Below are 14984 nucleotides of genomic sequence, written 5' to 3'. Positions count from 1 at the left end.
TGCCCTATAATCCATATTAAAAAATACGCTCTTTATTTTAAAATTGTTTTAAATACTTGTCAAGGGATTATTTATACATAGGGGTAAAAAATTTAAGAGACAATTTTTTATTTTGGAAAAATAAGGTTTTTTAAGGACAAGAAATAAAGGTAAAAAAATGATAAAATGGGGTACTGAATAAAATTATAATTTATTATTTTGTCTCACTTTATTACTTTGCGAGAAAAAGCGGAAAATTGATTCTACAGGGTGAAGCGATAAAAACTGAAAAGAAGTTTAATAGTGAGTATGAAAGGAAAGAAATAGATGAGTACAATCCAATGGTTGAAACGAACCTGCAGTGGATTATTAATGCGGGATTGGCTCAAAAAGTAAATTGGAATGCTGGAAATGGAATGCCGATTTCGATATTTGATGACTTGGCGATTTTCAAAATCTACTTGCTTGACGTAGGATTTTTGACAACAAGCGCAGGTGTTGAGCCTTTAATTATTGTACAAAAAAAGACCCTATTTATTGAGTTTTGTGGCAGATTGGCAAAAAAACTATGTATAACCATTTTTATTATAAATTTATCAACCATCCTATAATTCAAGGGTGAAGTTGATTATTTAATTCAATATCAGAATATAATTTATCCAATTGAAGTCAAAGTAGGCGTGAATGTAAGAGGAAAAAGCTTACAACTCTTTGCGGAAAAATATAAGAGCAAGCTGTGATTCGATATTCCTTGAGGAACCTTTCTTTGTATGAAAATTTGTTGAATATTCCTCTTTATATGATTGATGAAACAGAACAACCGATAGAAGAGGAGGCATCACAAAAATTAGGAATAGAAGAATAATTTGAGTATGAGTTCAATATCTGTAGTATTTGCTACTGCAATTCTCGGAATTGTCTTAGACGTTTTTAGAAAAGCATTAAATAAAGAGGAACGTAGCAAAAATTTTTCTGTTCTTCTAAAAAAACATTATTCTTTCTTTGGCTTTTTCGTTAGGTATACTTTTAAAGTTTGTAAGTATTGACTTTCCGAATTTAATACTATCTGATAGCCGAATCATTCTGATATTTCCTTAGAAATTGCAATATTTACATCCTATCTTGCTCTGCTACAGGGTAATAGTGTCTTATATCAGAAAATTGTTTTTTTATTATACAGGTGGTAAATCAATTCAATTAATAAAAATATTTCATAAAACTTAAAAAGAAAAAATTGAAACTCAAAACAAATATGATATTAAAGATAGTAGCTCCAATCCATCGAATTTGTGGAAGGAGATTAAAGCGCGGAGAGTAGTCAATGGAAAAATTAGTAGAGCTTATGTCGGTTGGTTCTATGTCCTTCTGACACTTTATGCCTTTTTAATGTTTGGATTAGTTTTTAGTTCTAACTCAAGATACCACTTTACAACTAACAGAAAAAGAAAATGACAAAGAAGTAACTTTTGATTTCAGAACTCCCGAAGATATGGAAGTACTAATGCAGTATTCTACGTTGGATATGATAGTTATGGTGACAATAGTTCGAATACTGTTTGGACACCTAAGGCTTCAGGAACTTACACAATTGAATATAGCTTCTACCTAGGAAATGACCCTACTGTCGATTATTATGGTTACGCACCTCCAAAACATAGTAACACTGACAAGAACAGTGACAGTAACACAACCTGCGGTCACATTTACAATAAATTTTGATAGTAATAGTGGTGATTTTATTCCTTCACAGACTGTTGATCTATTCGGAACCTCAACAGAACCTAAGACACCTAAAAAATCAGGATATACTTTTGATGGATGGTATACTGATAAAAGTTTGATATATCAATTTGATTTCACTTTATCAATCATGTCTGACTACACACTTTATGCAAAATGGATTCCAACATCTTCAACAACCACTACTGGCAATGCTAGTGCTTCAACTACGGTCTCGTCTAATACAGGCGATGCTAGTACCTCAACTATGGTCTCTTCTAATAAAAACATGAGTAATAGTAGGCTCACAGCAAATGTAACGCTAACCGATTTGTCAAAAAATAATAAAGCAAATACGAATGTAAACTCAGAAAAGGGGGGGGAATTACCCACGACTGGAGAAAGTTCATCGGTCTTTTTATACATGGTTGGTTTATTCTCACTATTGGGTGCTACTTGGCTTTTATTTCACCGTAAAATAAAAAATTAAAAAAAGTTGTGACTGTAGTTTGTAATGAGCAGTTAAAATAACTAATCAACTCAAAAAAGAGGCTTAGTCCTCTTTTTTGTATACAAACAAATTATAAAGTAAATATTCTTGACAACAATGAACTTTACGAGACAACAATGGAACTTAAAAGATAAAAAAGACCTTTTAGAACTCTTACCTACTGAAAATTCCTTAAGCACTCAGTTTAACAACACGGAAAGTAAGACGATGAGTGCCCTTGTTGAATCTGAAAAGCTCCCAATCATTAACGATAAAATCATGGAACTAACCAAAGTGCAAAGCTGCTCATTGACAAAAGTCTGAACATTCGCAAGCCGCTATTGATGAAATAGAACGATTAGAAATCAGCTCGTCAATAAAATATCAGAGCGTCATCAGTATTTATTTTAAGTAAAATCTGATATAAGAAGCTTAAAAAGATAATTTCTCAGATATTAGACTAGGGAGAAACAATTTGGCAATTAAGAAAAAACAAACTTTGATGACATTACCAAAAAATTTGGGAAAGAACATGATAAAGCACTTGCGGATGCACTAGCATTGATTGAAAAAGATTTTTGAAAAGGTTCTTTGATGCGACTTGGTAAAGTAGCCAATCGAAAAGTATCTGTCATCAGCTCAGGATCTCTTGCCCTTGATATTGCTTTGAGTGCTGGTGGTTACCCTTAAGGGCGGAAAGACTAGATCGCATTTTGTAGTTGAATCAGAACAAAATTTTGTCATTTATTCTTCTATTTAGGAATTTTGGTTATAAACTTGTCTGATAATAACTCTGATTGGAGATTTTATACTCTCGCTTCAGAAATGTTATATTCTGACTATGTTTTTTACTCAGAAGCTGGTGATTTGAGCTATTGGAAGTATCCTGATGCAACAGTTCTTCAAAAAGATGTAAAAGAAGTTTTGGACAAGCTTGGTGGAAACGTTATTGGACAAGCTTGGTGGAAACGTTAAATGAAGAGATGTAGAAACGAGTAAATGATATAAAGATAGAATTTTCACACTATCCTTTATAAAGGAAATACCAAAGGCATATCAAATGATGTGCCTTTTATCATCTTAATGATTGACCGCAAAGGTATTTATCTAATAGTGAACTAATAAATAAGACAAACTATATTACAAGTCAAGTAAAAAGTGATTTTTAGTTTTTGTGCCTTGTTAGACAGATTATAACATACAATTTTGTTGTCCATTTTTACAGTATACATCTAGGGGAGATAGTGGCAAGAAGATGAGTTAAAATAGAAAAATAAGTGCTCGGACGATTGGCACTTGTTTTTCTATTTTAACTCTGGTTCTTTATTTCGTTAATGCTTTTTGAACATCTTTAATCATTAAATGAGTAGATTCAAGTCCACCACCGCTTAAATACCAAACATCTGGTTGTAGTGAAATGACTTTATTGCTACGGCCAGCATTGGTTTGTTTAATCAATTCGTTGTCAGCAACGTTATCTTTTGAAGCATCACCACCAATTGCTTTTGTACGGTCAACAACAAATAAGATATCTGGATTTTTTTCTAGGACATACTCATACGAAACACTTTGTCCATGAGTTGATACTTCAATGTTTTCATCGGCTTGTTTGAAACCAAAAGTATCGTGAACAATTCCGAAACGTGAACCTTGACCATAAGCAGAAAGTTGACCTTCATTAACCAAAACAACTAAGGATTTTTTATCACTAGAAGAAGCTTGTTCTTTAATAGCGGCAATTTCTTTTTCTAGATCAGCAATTTTTTCGTCAGCAATCTTTTCTTTATCAAAAATTTGACCTAATGTTTTAATATTTTGTTTGGTTGAGTTCCAAGTATTTTTAGTATCAACTGACAAGTAAATCGTTGGAGCGATTTTGTTTAACTTTTCTTGGAAATCTTGTTGACGACCAGAAATGATGATTAAATCAGGTTTTAATTGATTAATTTTTTCTAAATCCGGTTCTTTAATGCCTCCTGCAGATTCAACTTTTTTATACGTGTCTAAGTAAGTTGGTAAATTTTTAGTGGGCGCTCCAACAACGGCATCACCAGCGCCTATAGCATCAATTGTATCTAATGAACCATTGTCAAAAACAATGACTTTTTTAGGATTTTTAGGAATTTCTACTTTTCCATTTGAATCAGTTACTTTAATCTTACTTTCAATGCTAGTTTCACCATCTGTTGCTGACTTGGTTCCGTTGTTACACGCACTTAATCCGAAAAATCCCACGATTGATATTGCTACTAATGCAATTAATTTCTTTTTCATTACTCCTCCATTAAACCTGTTATTTTATTTAAACTACTTTTCTCTAAATCACGTAAAATACATACAAAAACGTTTACCTTCAATTTCACAAATTCGGATATTCATATCATATAACTTATTTAAAAGTTCTGATTGGATAACTTCATCTGTAGTTCCGTGTGTATAAAGACGCCCTTCTTTCATAGCGACGATTTCATCTGCGTAGCTTGCAGCAAAATTAATGTCATGTAAAACAATAATAACAGTCTTATCAAATTCATCAACTAGCCGCCGTAACGTCTGCATCATTTGAACGGCATAATTCATATCTAAGTTATTTAATGGCTCGTCCAACAGAATGTAATCCGTATCTTGGGCTAAGACCATCGCAATATAAACTCGTTGCAATTGACCACCAGATAATGTATCAATTAACTCGTTGGCAAGCATCATTAAACCAAGACTTTCCATTGCTTCGTCCACTTTTTCATGGTCTTCTTTTTTTAGGTGACCTTTTGAATAAGGAAAGCGCCCAAAATTAACCAATTCTCTGACTGTCAATTTTAAGTTAATCTCATTTGCCTGTTTTAAAATCGATAACTTTTTGGATAAATCATTTTGTTTCCATGTTTTCACTTCATTATGGTCAAGATAGATTTCCCCAGTATCTTTGGGTATCAGGCGACTCATCATAGATAAAAGCGTACTTTTCCCAGCACCGTTAGGGCCAATAAAAGCTGTTAGTTTCTTTTCTGTAATAGGCAATTGTACTTCAGAGACAACAATTTTTTCACCATATTTTTTTGAAACATTTTTTATTTCAATCATCTACGCTGTTTCCTTTCACTTACAATTTTACGGATGAAATACAAGCCACCGACAAACTCAATCACAATACTTAACGTCGTGTTTAATTTGAAGACTTGCTCAATCAAAAATTGGGCAAAAACTAATAAGAAAATTGCCAATAGACTCCCTGCAATAAATAATTCACGGTGGCGATAGGTATTCATCCATTGGTAACTGACATTGGCGACAATAAATCCTAAGAAGGTTACCGGACCGACTAAGGCGGTAGATAATCCCACCAAACCACTGATAACAAACAGTAAAACTAATTGAAATCTTGGCACATTTATTCCTAAATTTTTAGCCTGATTATTCCCCAAATGTAACACATCCAACGAATAACTTTTTATCCATAGGAAAAGCACTAAGCTCGCAATCAAAATCCCTGCAATCAACAAATGTTGACTATCCACATTCCCAAAGCTTGCAAAGAGTCTCCCTTGTAGTAAATCATATTCATTGGGATCCATTACCACTTGCAAAAAGGTACTGATACTATTGAAAAAGGTTCCTAAAATCATACCAACCATCAACAAAAGGAATAAATCATTACCACTTTTTTTCAACAGAAAATACGACAATGTGACACTGAGGCCCACCATCAACAGGACATTCATTAGAAATGTGGTTAATGAAGTTTCATCTAACATTTGGTGTCCACCTAAAAAGAAAAAGAGCAAAGTTTGCACTAACACATACAATGAATCCAAACCTAAAATATTTGGGGTTAAAAAATGATTTTGAGTCATTGTCTGAAAACTAATTGTTGAAAAAGCCCCAGCAATTCCTACAAAAATAAAGGCAAGCACTTTTTCCCCTCGTAGCTCTAACGCAAAAGTCCAATTGCCATAAGTATTGTAGGATAAATATAAGAAACAAATCCCTAAAACGGCCAATAACAATACCATCACCTTAACCGAAGAACGCTGTTCTTGTTTTTTCATGTCCATCGCCTCCTCATCAATAATGTAATGAAAATGAGGCTTCCTAAAGCGCCTACTACGACACTCACAGGAATTTCATAAGGCGCAATCACTACTCGTGCCAAAATATCGCAAATCAATAAAAAAATGCTGCCACCAATAGCCGTCAGAGCTAGGATATTTTTCACGTGATCGCCATAACGCAATGAAACTAAGTTGGGAACAATAACGCCTAAGAAAGGAATACTCCCCACCATAATTAAGATTACCGCACTAGACAAAGCCACAATCAACAAGCCAAGTAATTGGATTCGTTGGTAATTCAAGCCTAAATTGGTCGCCATATCTTCTCCCATTCCTGCCACCGTAAATTGATAGGCATACAAGTACACCATAATTAGCAATGGAACGGTTAAAAATAATAATTCATAGCCTCCTTTCATGACGGTTGAAAAATTACCTTGTAGCCAAGAAGACATATTTTGCACTAATTGAAATTGATATGCAAAAAAAGTTGCGATTGACCCAATAATATTCCCGAACATAACCCCAACTAACGGGATCATTACTTGATTTTTCGCTGGTAAGAATCTGGTTAAATAGATAAAAAATAACGTCCCACCTAAAGCGAATACAAAAGCAATGAATGACCGAAATAACAACGGTGCACTAGGAAAAAAGATCATAACCACTAAAATACCTAACCTTGCACTGTCCATCGTACCAGCTGTACTAGGAGAAACAAACTTATTTTGGGTTAAATGTTGCATAATCAAACCAGAAATACTTAGCGTACTTCCTGCAATCAATAAACTAATTGTTCTAGGAATCCTTGTTGTCACTAATACCAACTTTTGCTGGGCATCCCATTGAAATAACTGTGCCAAAGAAAGTTCTTTAACACCTACAAAAATTGATAAAACACTCAAAAGAAGCAAGAGGACAAATAGGCCTATTTTTTTCATATACTCACTCTGCAGTTCTAATTGAGAAGGATTTTCATTCTTATTTATATTTTATGAAAAAAATCCCATCTCGTACACTTTTGATTGATTAGCACCTAATATTTTATCTATATAGTCAATTTGTCCCGCATGGGTGATATCAAGTGTTTTCATAGTTCCTCCAATCTGACAATTTTGATAATAATGTAAAATGTTTTTTACATTATCTATTATAGCAAAGCATAAAAAAGAATACAACGATTTATCGAAGAAAACAACACAACCGGGTCAAAAATTGATGTGAAAGCTTTTGCAATGAAATACCAAAAAAACTTTACATAGTAAGGAGGACTGAAATTTTGTACGATACTTTGTTGTATGTATAAAGGAGATTTTAAGGGGAATATAAGACACTCTCTTGCTTCAATGCTCTATAAAGAAAGCCATAGTCAGTCAACAATTAGGTCATACAGATTTATCTACCATTGCAGTATATGCCCATATCGGCAGTAGAGAAATTATGGATATCCTTAACCGATTATAATATTCTATTTCTAAGTGGTTGATAAAAGTTTTTGAGTTAAAATATGATCAACTCTATCGAAAAAATTGTATAAAAAAGAAACCAAACAGTTGATACATTGTTTGGTTTTCAATTATCGTCAAAGAAAGGAACTTGAAACACGAGATAGATCTCTTGGAGATTATGGCATTAGTTATATTATTTCTGTGAATGGTTTACTTTATGCAGATCTAAAGAAAAAGAAAGAGGAAACTGTTGTACGAAATGCAGTGCAGAAATAAAGAGATTAGTGAAATCTAAAGTTGGAAATATCCTATAAATTTTTGTTGTTAGGTATATTTAAAATGGAAGAGATTTACAAAATTTGAAATAAAATCTCAGAATGTTAGGTTTCAAGTTAAAGAGATGAAATACACACAACACTCAAATACAATCTATCCTTTTCTTTCTGAATTTTGATTTGAGTGATTCTCATTGTAATAATTTTTACGAGCTAATATCCAAATGCATATTTCCATTGATTTTTAATATAGTATGTGTGTGCTAATTATTTAGATAGTAAAATTTATATCTGAGTTGATTCAATTGTTCCTAAATACTGAGTAAAAATGGTATAGCTTCAAATATATATGTCATTATTTCAATAGCACTTTTTACTACTTTTAAAGAGAAATATATAAATTACAGTAACTTTTAGGTGTTCGAAATCTCATTAAATTATCATAGTTGTGCCAAAAATATGGTTAGACCTTCTCATTGTTATAATTTATTTTTAATGTGATTTATTTTAAAAAATATCTAACTTAAAGCATCTATATCCAGTATTGGCAAGGTTTATATAATTTCGATTTTCCGAAAAATATGAGTTTTTCGGAAAGTTAGCATATATTCACAATACATTAACTAATGTTTTTGTAATTTTTATCTTATTATCAAACATATAAATGATAACTTTTTTTCTAAAATATGTCAAGAAAAACACCTTTTTTAATTTTACAGAATATTGTATAAAAGTTTCTCGTGAATACGATATTTAATTATTAAGAAACATTATGTTATTGATACATCTATGCGAAAAACTCATATTTTTCGGAGATATGAAGAGAAAGGAGAGGAAAAATAATTTCTAACCATAAAAAAATATTAAAACTTGTTAAGAAGAGAATGAAAGAATTAAAAATTTCGCACATCAAATTATCTACAGAATTAGGGATAACAGCAGTAAAACTCTCCGATCAGCTTTCGACAAGAGTAGATATAGAAGAGGACACAATACAAAATATATTAAATGTTTTAGGAATAGATATGATATCAGAAGATAAAACAGGAGAAGATGAACAAATTAAAGTGAATTTGAATAAAACACAGACACGAGCACTGCTCTACTTTATTAGGGGGCTGATAAGGGAGAGGGGATGACAATTATCAATCTCTCCCAAAGTTTGGATATGGATTCTGCAATTGTTTCAGATATTCTTTATTTTAGGAAGGAGATTTCGGAAACATTTCTACGTGAGCTGTCTCAATTTTTACCCCTTACTGAGAATTTAATGAATGAAGAGGACTTACTCCGCCTGTTAGATTGTCATGGGTATATGTATTTAAAAGAACAATCTATTGTAGTGAAAAAAGATAATTTAGGAGTGAGATGAAAAAAAGCGTTTCAATTCTCTTAGTAAAAGATTAAAAAAATGGAAAAGAAAGAAGAATAACAGTCATGAAACAAAAGTATGTAAAATATCTAATTATCAGCTTATCTGTTTTTTTGCTTATTATAGGTGGGAAGAGTAAAAGTGCTCAGGCAGAAGAAAGTGTTGGTTTTTCAGTTACACCTGTACTTGAAGAAAATCAAATTGAATCAGGGCTTGGATATTTTAATCTTTTGCTGAAACCCAATCAAAATCAAACACTTAAATTTGATATCTCCAATAGCAGTGACTCAGAAATAAAAGTAAGTACAAGTTTTGGGACAGCTTTTACTGGTAATGCGGGAAATGTTCTTTATACACCGACCGAAACAGAAATGGATCCTTCATTAAAAATTAACATTAAAGATTATGTTCATCTACCAGCGGAAGTGGCTGTGCCTGCCCATAGTAAAGTGACCGTTTCAGCGGAAGTGACAATGCCTAAGACGACATTCAAAGGAGTGATTGCAGGGGGTTCAACTTCAGTGAACAAGAGAGTGATTCAGCGACTGAAAATTCAAAGACTTCGAAATCTGCTGCTTCTATCACGAATCATTACACCTATGTCATTGGTTTAATTATGCAGAACTCGAAAGAGAGTGTTTCTCCTAATTTGACTTTGGATAAAGTAGAACCATCACAAGTTAACGGCCGTAATGTGATTAGTGCCAACTTAACAAATTCAGCAATGGCATATTTGTTGGACATGAATGCAAATGCAGAAGTTATTCACCTTGGTGACAAATCAATAAAATACAGTTTTGATAGTGCTACGTTAAAAATGGCGCCGAATTCAAATTTTAATCTAGGGATTCCAGTTTCAATTCAAGGAGCCTTGAAAAAAGGAGAGACTTCTGTACCATTAAAATCTGGAAGGTATCAACTTGAAATGGTGGTTTATGGTAATAAAAGTACTGATGGTAAATATCAAACAATGGTAGATGGACAAGTCACAAAATATGACTATAAGTGGACATTTTCAAAAGTTTTTACGATTACAGAAACAGAAGCCAAGGAGTTGAATGCTAAAGATGTCACTATAGAGCATGCGCAAGATAGTAATTGGCTTGTCTATGGCTTAGTTCTTATTATCTTGGCTTTGGCAATTTTCATTTTTATCCTTTTACTTAAGCGTAGACCAAAAGAGGCTGAAGAAAGAGAGGACTGAGAAAACTTTTTCAAAATAATATTAAAATTTTACTGAGTTTTATGCTTGACATCAAATATTTGGTATCAAGCATAAAACTCAGTAGAAAGGAGCAAAATGAAAAAGATTATTGTTATAGCTTTTCTCTTATTTGTGGTAGCACCGCCAGTAAGAGCAGATGCTAGTACTGTGGAAGAACAGGTGTCGGTGTTCTTTATCGCCAATCCCAATCTTCCTCAATCACCAGCACCAGGAATTCCCCCAGATGGTAATCCTGTGCAAGTTACAATTTCTAAAGGAAGCCTTCCTAAGACTGGAGAAAAGCAGTCTAGCTTACTTCCTCTAGGTATGGTTACCATGATTATAGCAGCTTTTCTTCTTTTGCAAAAGAAGAAAGACGTAATCTAAATTTACTTCTCAATAAACACCCCTATAAAATATTCTTCAACTAAGAAAGGAAGAAATATCATGAAAAAAATTATTACTTTATCTTCAACAGCCCTTACAACTCTCGTATTAGCAGCTTCAGCTTCACCACTTAGTGTTTTGGCAGATACAATTAATACAGCTTCTTCAGACAATACGGTGACCTTTACAGCTCCTACTGAAGTTCCCGACGTAGAAAATCCAACAGACCCATCAGAACCACCTACAGTTATCCCTTCACAACCAGGTGCCTTAGCTGTAGACTTTGCTTCAGCAATTGATTTTGGAAGTCACACATTAGATGGTGCAACGACTACATTTACAGGAGGAGTGACAGCAGGAACAACTGGAGATGCAGGTACTCCAATTCTTGCTTGGCATGACCTTGATGGTACTTCACCAGCAGTTAATTATGAAATTACAGCAGCAGTCACTACACCTTTTGGTATGGATGGTGCAACCGTTACTTATGGTGGAGGTGAATTAATGAATACATCAGGTGCTGGTGTGACAGGTACTACAGGCGTTACAGCATCTGGAGATACCACACTCGGAGAAGATGGCACTCCTGAAACAATTATCACAAGTACGGGCGCCCTTGATGGTCATTATGTAGATGCATTTAGCGGAGTATCGCTTTATGTTCCAGTAGCTTCACAAACAGCAGGTGCTCATTCAGCAACAGTGACATGGACAATGACAAACGCTATTTAATTTATAAGAGTACAGTACTTCCTTTTAAATCTAAAGAAGGAAGTACTACTTTTTGAGGAGAAAAGATAATGATAAAATTTAAAGACTTACTCAAAAAGATAACAGTCATTAGTGTGCTTACTATTCTTGTAGGTGGTTTTTTATCTCCTGCTCTAAGTTTAATTTTTAGCAGTTACTCAGTTAAAGCTGCGACGGGTACTCCTACAACACTTTTACCAAATTCAAATGTTGACACAGGGAACCATGAATTTACGAGAACAGATATGGATGTTGCAGGGAATTGGACAAGTTTCGGACGTGGTGGAGCATCTCCATCTTGGTCAGCTGGGGCGCTAAATATTATCAATGACAAGGCTAGCCAAGCTGGTGGAGCTATCTTCAATTATGGAGTAGATTTCAGCCAAAGTCTGATATTAACGGGGGCGTTCAAAGTTGATCTTGACTGGGCGTATGATTATGCAGCTGGAGATAGTTTGGGCTTTGTTTTGTCTAAAATAAATGCACAGAATATAGTCGGGGGACAAACTGGAGGAGGTCTTGGAGTCGCAGGGCTTCCAGAGAGTATTTTTGCTGGACGAGATTTCTATTACAATTCTGATTATAACGACCCTGATGTGGGACGGGGAGTTGATGGTATATTACTGCCCAATGTCTCTAATATGATTGCAATCCGAGAAACATCTTCGGGAGGTACTTTACTTCCAGCTCCTAGTAGTGCTTCAGCTTCTGTAAATGGTGCGAATTGGCAGGCGGGTTCAATACTAAACTGGAGGAATGTTTATACTGACTATGTTCAACTCAAATGGAATCCAACTAGTGGTGTTGGAGCAAACGGAAGAGTGTCAGGGAGATTAACAATGACCTATGGTTCGGGTGCTGATGCGAGTGGAAATATCACAGGGCAAACGGGACAAATTTTTGATGATTGCGAGCTTAACCAGATGTTATCTATTGGTGTAGTTGGTTCTACTGGAGGACATTGGTCCAAGATGAGCTATTTAACTTCTTCTGGATATCTGAAGTCAACTAAAGCAACTCAACCAATTAGAGTAAATTATATCAATTCAGTTACTGGTCAAGTCATTCAATCAGCACCTTATACTACAATTAAAGCAAATGTTGGAGATAAAATTGGTGTTGTAAGTCCAACGAGTTCAGCAATAGCCTCTGATGATTATGACTATAGAGCCCCAGATTTAAGTAGTTCAGGTTATACATTTTCTGGAGTTTCTACAGGCAGTACGGTAAACACAACGTCGACTTCACAAGTAGGAACAGTACTAGTTTCTAATAATGATTCATACACTAGTACGGGGCTAATAACCCCAGTGAATAATACGATAAATGTTTATTATCAGCCTTCGACAGTTTCAGCTTCATTTATATCAGTATATCTTGGAGGAACTCCAGGTACAACAGCTATTAGTACTAGTACAGGTACAGGAATTGTCTATGCGACTCCCTCTCTTACACCCACTTCCCCTGGTAAGGCACCAACCTTAACTGCTATTCCTTCAATATTGGGTTCAATTGGAACGAGCGTTTCTGCTCCCACTCTTAATATTCCTGATGGTTACAGTGTTTATGGAGTTGTTGGTCCAGATGATAAGTCATATTTGATCTCAACATACGGAAGTGTTACGGCTACACTGAATGCAGCTCTAAACGCTAATCCTTTGACATTGGCTACAGATGTGGTTCCTTCTGGGTGTACAAATCAGTTCACTATCATTTTTCAACCGAAAAATCACTATGTAGATTTTAAATATGCGTATGATTCTAACACTCCAGGGATAGGGAATGAACCAGGGCTGGCGCCTCCATCTTTACCAACAACAGTAGTGACTCAACAAGGAGTAACAGGTCAACCCTTAGTGGATCCAGGGTTATCTTATACGCCTATAGGTGCAGGATATCAAGTAAGGTCCATTTTAGTTGCTTATCCTGATGGTAATTATTCAGTGTCTGGTGGACAAATTACTATTTCGCATGTTTTTGATAAGTGGCCTTATATGTCGTATGTGTATAAGAATCAAGAACTTAATGTTGCTGATGCCGATTTACACTTTACTTATCAGGTTGGTGCCATGCCGCAATCAGGTACAGTTAACTTTAAATATGCAGTTGGAACACCAGGAACAGACCATTCGGGTAATCCTGTACTAGATGCTCAGGGAAATCCAGAAGCGGTCACAAGTGATGCACAAGGAACTTTAGGTCTTGCCTCTGCGTTACCAGAGGCGCTCACTTTAAGTGGGAAGACAGGTGGAGTTTTAGATTTCGATCCCAGACCGAGTATTCCAGAAGGATATGCGATTGATACGATAACTGGACCAGATGGTACGATCTATACGAGTGATGATACCTCAAACGACTCTATATTACATTCTGCCTTGGAAAATAATCCATATTTTAAAGACGTCTCACAAAGTACAAATAGCTTCACAATTACTTTGAAAGCATTGCCGTCAAAAGCGATGATTCAGATGAAATTAAGTGAAGGAGATATTCCAGAAGGTATTACAATACCAGAAGAACAAAGCTTTCAATTATCTCAAGGTTTAGTAGGGTCTCCTATTTCCAATTCGGACATTTCAAATGCAATAGCTACATTAACAACAGGTGGAGGTGTCCTTGATACAACAAGTGCCCTTTACAATAATTGGTATGTTACTGATTTGGTAGGTCCACATGATGATACGATAGATACTACTGGAATACAGAATAATGCGACAGCAGTAACAAAGTTAACTGATTTAATTGCTCATACGCCTTATATTTTGTCTTCGGATAGTAAGAATATTTATACTATTAATATGAGTTATTCTGGCACTTTATCTTTGGAAGTTCCTGAAACAATTTCTTTTGGTTCACATGAAATTTCGGGAGAAAGTGTAGATTCTAGAGGAGCACTAAGTAGTGATGTTTCAGTTTATGACGAACGTTCTGCTCCATCCTCTTGGAGTATGACGGTTCAACAGACTGCAGCACTTACTGCATATAATACAACAACAGGATTGATTATTCCTAGTTTAAATCTTGATGGTGCTTTGCATTTCATAGATAATTTAGGAACCGATACTGTTTTGACAGGTACATCAGCCCCAACTGTTTACAATCAAACGGTTGGAGAAAATAGTTTAGTGAATGTGCTGAATGCTAATAGTACAACTGGTGCAGGGTTATATTTGAATGTTAATCCTAGGCAACAAGTTTCTACTTGGCAAGGAAGTGCAATCACTTTTAAGGGGGCAGTGACTTGGACAATTTTAGATGCTCCATAATAGAATAGGAAAGGGACTATATTTATATAGTCTCTTTTTCAGAGA

Annotated in this window: 15 protein-coding genes and 1 pseudogene; 12 read left to right on the top strand and 4 right to left on the bottom strand. The window is 34.7% G+C overall.

Going from position 1 to position 14984, the window contains the following annotated elements:
• Positions 1 to 320: 320 nt before the first annotated feature.
• The 5 genes and pseudogenes from D7I46_RS04495 to D7I46_RS13250 all read left to right on the top strand — a co-directional run bounded on the left by D7I46_RS04495 (position 321) and on the right by D7I46_RS13250 (position 3163).
• Complete coding sequence (locus D7I46_RS04495; protein WP_162930832.1) at positions 321 to 590, top strand: hypothetical protein; 270 nt, start codon at positions 321 to 323, stop codon at positions 588 to 590.
• A gap of 1064 nt (positions 591 to 1654) precedes the next feature.
• Positions 1655 to 2188: an InlB B-repeat-containing protein gene (locus tag D7I46_RS04485; RefSeq protein WP_162930831.1), complete on the top strand. Its 534-nt coding sequence runs from the start codon at positions 1655 to 1657 to the stop codon at positions 2186 to 2188.
• Positions 2189 to 2305: 117 nt separating this feature from the next.
• A complete protein-coding gene (locus D7I46_RS04480) occupies positions 2306 to 2512 on the top strand; it encodes a hypothetical protein (RefSeq protein ID WP_120771799.1) in 207 nt (68 codons plus the stop codon).
• Between the two features lie 183 nt (positions 2513 to 2695).
• A pseudogene (locus tag D7I46_RS04475) lies at positions 2696 to 2875 on the top strand (recombinase RecA); the annotation flags it as partial.
• A 90-nt stretch (positions 2876 to 2965) separates the two neighbouring features.
• On the top strand, positions 2966 to 3163 hold the full coding sequence (locus D7I46_RS13250) for a hypothetical protein (RefSeq protein ID WP_162930830.1): 198 nt from the start codon (positions 2966 to 2968) through the stop codon (positions 3161 to 3163).
• Positions 3164 to 3511: 348 nt separating this feature from the next.
• On the opposite strand, the gene D7I46_RS04470 is transcribed toward D7I46_RS13250, so the two are convergent.
• From D7I46_RS04470 to fitA, 4 genes are read right to left on the bottom strand one after another with little or no spacing between them, the layout of a single operon-like run.
• On the bottom strand, positions 3512 to 4462 hold the full coding sequence (locus D7I46_RS04470; protein WP_120771798.1) for a siderophore ABC transporter substrate-binding protein: 951 nt from the start codon (positions 4460 to 4462) through the stop codon (positions 3512 to 3514).
• Positions 4463 to 4510: 48 nt separating this feature from the next.
• Positions 4511 to 5269: an iron chelate ABC transporter ATP-binding protein FitD gene (gene fitC / locus D7I46_RS04465; protein ID WP_120771797.1), complete on the bottom strand. Its 759-nt coding sequence runs from the start codon at positions 5267 to 5269 to the stop codon at positions 4511 to 4513.
• Positions 5266 to 6234: an iron chelate uptake ABC transporter family permease subunit FitB gene (fitB, locus tag D7I46_RS04460; protein WP_120771796.1), complete on the bottom strand. Its 969-nt coding sequence runs from the start codon at positions 6232 to 6234 to the stop codon at positions 5266 to 5268. Before fitB ends, fitC begins: the two co-directional genes overlap by 4 nt.
• The gene (gene fitA, locus D7I46_RS04455; RefSeq protein WP_120771795.1) at positions 6231 to 7178 is read right to left on the bottom strand and encodes an iron chelate ABC transporter permease FitA; all 948 of its coding nucleotides are present in this window, start codon (positions 7176 to 7178) and stop codon (positions 6231 to 6233) included. Before fitA ends, fitB begins: the two co-directional genes overlap by 4 nt.
• A gap of 1666 nt (positions 7179 to 8844) precedes the next feature.
• On the opposite strand from fitA, the gene D7I46_RS04450 reads away from it, so the two are divergent.
• The 7 genes from D7I46_RS04450 (at position 8845) to D7I46_RS04420 (ending at position 14939) form a co-directional block, all read left to right on the top strand.
• Complete coding sequence (locus D7I46_RS04450) at positions 8845 to 9099, top strand: hypothetical protein (protein ID WP_120771794.1); 255 nt, start codon at positions 8845 to 8847, stop codon at positions 9097 to 9099.
• Positions 9096 to 9332, top strand: a complete 237-nt coding sequence (locus tag D7I46_RS04445; RefSeq protein WP_120771793.1) for a hypothetical protein — start codon at positions 9096 to 9098, stop codon at positions 9330 to 9332. The genes D7I46_RS04450 and D7I46_RS04445 overlap by 4 nt, the downstream gene beginning before the upstream one ends.
• Before the next feature lie 65 nt (positions 9333 to 9397).
• Entirely contained in the window at positions 9398 to 9946 is a 549-nt protein-coding gene (locus D7I46_RS04440; protein WP_120771792.1) for a DUF916 domain-containing protein, read from the top strand.
• A gap of 2 nt (positions 9947 to 9948) precedes the next feature.
• Complete coding sequence (locus D7I46_RS04435) at positions 9949 to 10536, top strand: DUF3324 domain-containing protein (protein ID WP_120771791.1); 588 nt, start codon at positions 9949 to 9951, stop codon at positions 10534 to 10536.
• A 96-nt stretch (positions 10537 to 10632) separates the two neighbouring features.
• Positions 10633 to 10923, top strand: a complete 291-nt coding sequence (locus D7I46_RS04430; protein ID WP_120771790.1) for an LPXTG cell wall anchor domain-containing protein — start codon at positions 10633 to 10635, stop codon at positions 10921 to 10923.
• A gap of 60 nt (positions 10924 to 10983) precedes the next feature.
• Positions 10984 to 11655, top strand: coding sequence for a WxL domain-containing protein (locus D7I46_RS04425; RefSeq protein WP_120771789.1), 672 nt, complete (start codon positions 10984 to 10986; stop codon positions 11653 to 11655).
• 68 nt (positions 11656 to 11723) lie between these two features.
• A complete protein-coding gene (locus tag D7I46_RS04420) occupies positions 11724 to 14939 on the top strand; it encodes an L-type lectin family protein (RefSeq protein ID WP_120771788.1) in 3216 nt (1071 codons plus the stop codon).
• The last annotated feature ends 45 nt before the right edge of the window (positions 14940 to 14984 follow it).

Source organism: Lactococcus allomyrinae, from assembly GCF_003627095.1.
In the GTDB taxonomy this organism is placed as follows: Bacteria; Bacillota; Bacilli; order Lactobacillales; family Streptococcaceae; genus Lactococcus; species Lactococcus allomyrinae.
Note: the sequence above shows the minus strand (reverse complement) of the source record. Positions and strands in the feature narration are given on the sequence as shown.